Consider the following 5042-nt stretch of genomic DNA (forward strand, 5'->3'; position numbering starts at 1 on the left):
TGAGCTTGGGGGTTATGCTTTCCGTTAGTCGCTATTTTCATGTATTAACAAATACATGAGGACTAAAATCAGAATTACTTGTTCCATGCTATCACCTCCTTTTCGTCAGTGATAAACCACGCTTGCGTGGTAAACTGAAAACGAAAAGAGGGGAAGAATGGAACTGTTCCAGACATGAATAACGGAAAGCGTAAGAGTTTATTAGAACAACAAGCAAATATAAATATATTTATATACATAATTATATTTATATTTTGTTGACAAATTACTAAGGTTTTAGTATAATAACAGTATCAGAATTACTTGTTCCATGTACCTCAATCGGTTCATGGAAACGTTATGGAATTTCAACGTAACGTAGTAGAGCGCAGGAGTTATCCTGCGTTTTTTTATATATATTAGAATAACTAATAATCAACATATTTATAATTATGTTTATGTTGAAATTGTGTTATAATGTGAGTATAACTTGATTAGGAGGAATTAATATGAGAAATACACAACGAGTTGATAGTTTACTTGTCATCACTTCGGATATAGCAAGGATAAATCAGATTGTTGCACAATCACATGATTGGGAGCTTAAGGAGTTAGATGATTTCCTGGAAGAGTATGTAGAGGGAGACAAACTAAAGAAAACTAACCCTAAACCTGTCTTTGTTTCAACTAAAGAAAATTTTAGTCTTTTTACGGTCGAGACTAAAAAAATTCATGGGAAAAGCGCTTATCTTTTGACATTAGTTTCAGGTTTTAGTCCTATGAATTGGGACCCAGAATTTTTTGCTGCTGCCGAAAGACAAGTTGATTTAAGTGGAAAGCCAGTATATATGAGGTTGTACAAAGATCCTGAAGATGGGATTGATTATCCTGTAAGGTAGATAGCAATATTGATTTGAAAACGGTGTAGTTGCTACACTGTTTTTTATTGTCAAAAACCAACATAAACATAATTATAAATATATTTATGTTGACAAATATATTTATAATGATATAATAATAGTATAGTTAATCGAATTAAAAGGAGTATCCAAATGAAAATCGTGACATTAGCTGCTATTAAAGGTGGTGTAGGGAAAACTACTTTGGCTTATAATTGGGGAGAGGATCTAGCTAGGAAAGGAAAATCTGTTCTTTTTATTGATCTCGATCATCAATGTAATTTAACTCAAACCTATAATACTTTTGAGTCTGAAGGTACCGTCGCAAATATCTTCAGACAAAAGGGTGACGTGACCATTCATCATATTAAAAATAATGTAGACCTTATCCCTGGTTATATTCGTCTGGATAATATTGAAAAAGATCTTGAAACAAAGTCTTATAAAGATATGCTACTTTACATGTGGTTAGAGGATAACTATGAAAGTAAGAATTTAGGACAATACGATTATATTATAATTGATTGTCACCCTGACTTTTCGACAGCAACTAGAAATGCGGTAATTGTTAGTCATGCGGTTATAAGTCCTGTTATTCCTTCTGAACACGGTTATCATGCTAAGTTTAATCTCAAGGAGCGTATGGAAGAGCTGAAGGCTGAGACTTTTGATTTTAAAACCAGAGAAAGTTTTGTGACAGCTAACCTATTCTTTGTCGGCAACATGATTAAACACAACACAAAATCTTCTAAGGAGTTGATAGAAGCACTAGCTGAAGAAGATGATGTTATTGGATTTATTCCACAAAAAGAACTTTTTAACCGTTCAACGATGGATAAGGTTTCCCTTCCTGAGATGAAAGAAGATAAGGTGATTTATCAACATAATAAAAAATTCTTTGATGATCTTGACGTGACTTTTGAAGAAATTACTGCTAAACTATAAATATAAACATAAATATAAACATAAACACAAATATAATTATTTCTAGGAAAGGGATATCTAATGGCATTTGATAAAAACAATAAAAATATTAGTGAAATGTTGAAGGCTACTGAAGAAAAAGAAACAAAACAAGAAGTAGTGAGGGTTGTAGAAGATTTTGAAAGAACAAAGCAGTTCCAATTCACGCTGCAACCTTCCGTGCGTGAAAAAATTGCTTTACTAGCAAAGGAGAATGGTTATCGTTCGGCTTCATCATTTCTAAATGACTACTTTAAGAACTTATAAACATAAATATAAATATAATTATGTTGACCTATTAAAAGTAGGTCTTTTTTAATACATTGGAGGGAAAATGACAGCATCATTTAGTGAATTAGAGTTTCATCAAAAATTGAGGGAAAATAATCAGCAATTTTTCCTTAAGATGGTAGCTTCTTATGAGAAGACGATAGCAGCAAGCATGAGGGCTCAAGGCTTTAAGAGAATTAATCAAAAAGAACGGACAGTGACGTTCTCTTTTGGCACCATGACTTTTTCAAGAAGTCGGTGGAAAAAAGGAGATATTATTAGAGTCCCTTTAGACGAAAAATTAGGGCTTATACCACGGCAACGCTTTTCACAAGAGTTTCTATACTTGGTGACTATTTTGGCCTCTTTTATGCCTTACCGTAAAGTCGTTGAGGTATTTGATTTATTACAAGATATTGGTATTTCAAAGAATGTCGTTCATAGGGCTGTGTCTGAAGCAGGTAATCTCATCAAGCAAAAAGAAGAGTACGATTCTTGGGCTTTATCAGAAAGTATCGAACGAAAGGAAAAAATCCAGACCGACATAATTTATATTGAAGGTGATGGTGTTTGGGTGAGAAAGTCGGAACGATCCTCCATAGAATTAAGCCATTTTGTCGTACACACGGGTTCTGATAGTAGCTGTAGAAAGAAACTGCAAAATAAATTTGAAGTTATTAACTCAAAAGTGAAAAAAGCTAAAGATACACTGCTTGATTATATAACAACTAATTTTGAGCTAGCACCAGGAACAACTATCATCACAAACTCAGATGGAGGAAAAGGCTACACCCCGTCATCATTCCGTGAATTTGTTAAATTTTGTTCCAAGGGTGAGCATATTCACTTTTGGGACCCCTACCATGTTAGTGAGGGTATCAAGAAAAATCTTACTCCTATTTCTTGCGATTTAGCTGATGCTGCAGTCAAGAAAATTAGGAAAAGAGACAGGACAGGCCTAAAGGTAATCTTAGATACAGCAGAGTCGCTATTAGAGACAGATGCTAAGATAGAGTCATTTCAGGCCTTCAAGAAACGTATCATCAATGACTTTAGCTATACGGCATCACCAAAGGATAGAGGTCTAGGGGATTTAACCATTGGTGTGATGGAGTCACAACACAGAAAAATGACATATCGAATGAAAAAACGTGGTATGTATTGGTCAGAAGAAGGTGCTGTTGCTATGGCTCAAATAATTTTGTTGTATTATTCAGGAGATTTACGGGATATATTTTTTGGTAGTTGGAGAAAAGAATACAAAAAAATAAAAAAACTAGATCATTTTGATCTAGTTAGGGGAGAAAATAAAAGTGAGCATTTGATCCCTGGAGCAAGAGTTGCACGTGATGGTTTGACTCCTATGATTAGGAAATTATGATAATAGAAAATTAAAAGAACCCTTGATATTATAGGCTTTTAAGAAACTTTATTTAGCAAAAACACTTGCAATATGCTCTAATTGTGGTATAATAATCTTATAGATAAAACACGAGAAAAAGACGGAAGGTGTTCGCGCACCTGCCGCCTTACCGATTAAACAAAGGGCAGCTTTGCTTAATCAGTTTAGAATTATTGTATCATCAAGATAACAGTAAAGTCAAGACTGAAATGAGTGAAAACGCTACACTTTTTCGGTCTTTCTTTTATGTTCTCTTGGTGATTTTAATTTCTCCCAAAACAAGACACATACTCTATTCACTTTTCCCTTGCATTATCCTTCAAACTTTGGTAGAATTATATCTTGTGAGTGCACCTCACTTACTCGTGGCGAAAGACCATGAGTCATTAGACCAAAAGAGGAGGAAAATATCAATGGCTAAATACGAAATTCTTTATATCATTCGTCCAAACATTGAAGAAGAAGCTAAAAACGCTTTGGTAGCACGTTTCGATTCTATCTTGACTGACAACGGTGCAACTGTTGTTGAATCAAAAGATTGGGAAAAACGTCGTCTTGCATACGAAATCCAAGATTTCCGTGAAGGACTTTACCACGTTGTTAACGTTGAAGCAAACGACGATGCAGCTCTTAACGAGTTCGACCGTCTTTCAAAAATCAACGGTGACATTCTTCGTCACATGATCGTTAAACTTGACGCGTAAGAAGGTAAATTATGATTAATAATGTCGTACTCGTTGGTCGCATGACCCGTGATGCGGAACTTCGTTATACACCAAGTAACGTTGCTGTTGCAACATTCAGCCTTGCGGTTAACCGTAACTTCAAGGGTGCTAATGGTGAACGTGAAACAGACTTTATTAACTGTGTTATCTGGCGCCAGCAAGCTGAAAATTTGGCTAACTGGGCTAAGAAAGGCGCATTGATTGGAATTACAGGTCGTATTCAGACTCGTAACTATGAAAATCAGCAAGGTCAACGTGTTTACGTAACTGAAGTTGTCGCTGATAATTTCCAAATGTTGGAAAGCCGTGCGGCACGTGAAGGTCACAGTGGTGGTTCTTACAACGCTGGAGGATTTGATAATTCAAATTCATTCGGTGGTGGAGCTTCAACTGGTGGTTCATTTGGTGGATCACAACCTGCGCAATCTACACCAAACTTCGGTCGTGACGAGAGTCCATTTGGTAATTCAAATCCAATGGACATTTCAGATGACGATCTCCCATTCTAAGAATGGATAAAACGAATTAAATATATAAAGGAGAAATAAACATGGCTCAACAACGTCGTGGCGGATTCAAACGCCGTAAAAAAGTTGATTACATCGCAGCTAACAAAATCGAATATGTTGATTACAAAGATACTGAGCTTCTTAGCCGTTTCGTTTCAGAACGTGGTAAAATTCTTCCACGTCGTGTAACAGGAACTTCAGCTAAAAACCAACGTAAAGTAACAACAGCGATTAAACGCGCTCGCGTTATGGCACTTATGCCTTACGTAAATGAAGACTAAAAATAATACCCTCG

The 5042-nt window shown here is 35.6% G+C and carries 7 protein-coding genes; all 7 read left to right on the plus strand.

All coding sequences use genetic code 11. The annotated features are described in order from the left end of the window. Positions 1 to 488: 488 nt before the first annotated feature. The 7 genes from O3670_RS10760 (at position 489) to rpsR (ending at position 5028) form a co-directional block, all read left to right on the plus strand. A complete protein-coding gene (locus O3670_RS10760; protein WP_073949508.1) occupies positions 489 to 878 on the plus strand; it encodes a hypothetical protein in 390 nt (129 codons plus the stop codon). A 153-nt stretch (positions 879 to 1031) separates the two neighbouring features. Continuing rightward, the gene (locus tag O3670_RS10765) at positions 1032 to 1823 is read left to right on the plus strand and encodes a ParA family protein (protein ID WP_073949510.1); all 792 of its coding nucleotides are present in this window, start codon (positions 1032 to 1034) and stop codon (positions 1821 to 1823) included. Positions 1824 to 1919: 96 nt separating this feature from the next. After that, entirely contained in the window at positions 1920 to 2108 is a 189-nt protein-coding gene (locus tag O3670_RS10770; RefSeq protein ID WP_371596158.1) for a hypothetical protein, read from the plus strand. A gap of 67 nt (positions 2109 to 2175) precedes the next feature. Further along, a complete protein-coding gene (locus tag O3670_RS10775) occupies positions 2176 to 3492 on the plus strand; it encodes an ISLre2 family transposase (RefSeq protein WP_073949514.1) in 1317 nt (438 codons plus the stop codon). 434 nt (positions 3493 to 3926) lie between these two features. Beyond that, on the plus strand, positions 3927 to 4217 hold the full coding sequence (gene rpsF / locus O3670_RS10780; RefSeq protein WP_003093185.1) for a 30S ribosomal protein S6: 291 nt from the start codon (positions 3927 to 3929) through the stop codon (positions 4215 to 4217). A gap of 11 nt (positions 4218 to 4228) precedes the next feature. Next, a complete protein-coding gene (locus tag O3670_RS10785) occupies positions 4229 to 4747 on the plus strand; it encodes a single-stranded DNA-binding protein (protein WP_002891844.1) in 519 nt (172 codons plus the stop codon). Between the two features lie 41 nt (positions 4748 to 4788). Beyond that, positions 4789 to 5028 (plus strand): 30S ribosomal protein S18, encoded by a 240-nt coding sequence (rpsR, locus tag O3670_RS10790; RefSeq protein ID WP_000068665.1) that lies wholly within the window; start codon positions 4789 to 4791, stop codon positions 5026 to 5028. Positions 5029 to 5042 lie beyond the last annotated feature (14 nt).

The sequence above is a fragment of the Streptococcus sp. 27098_8_74 genome (genome assembly GCF_041431705.1).
In the GTDB taxonomy this organism is placed as follows: Bacteria; Bacillota; Bacilli; order Lactobacillales; family Streptococcaceae; genus Streptococcus; species Streptococcus salivarius_E.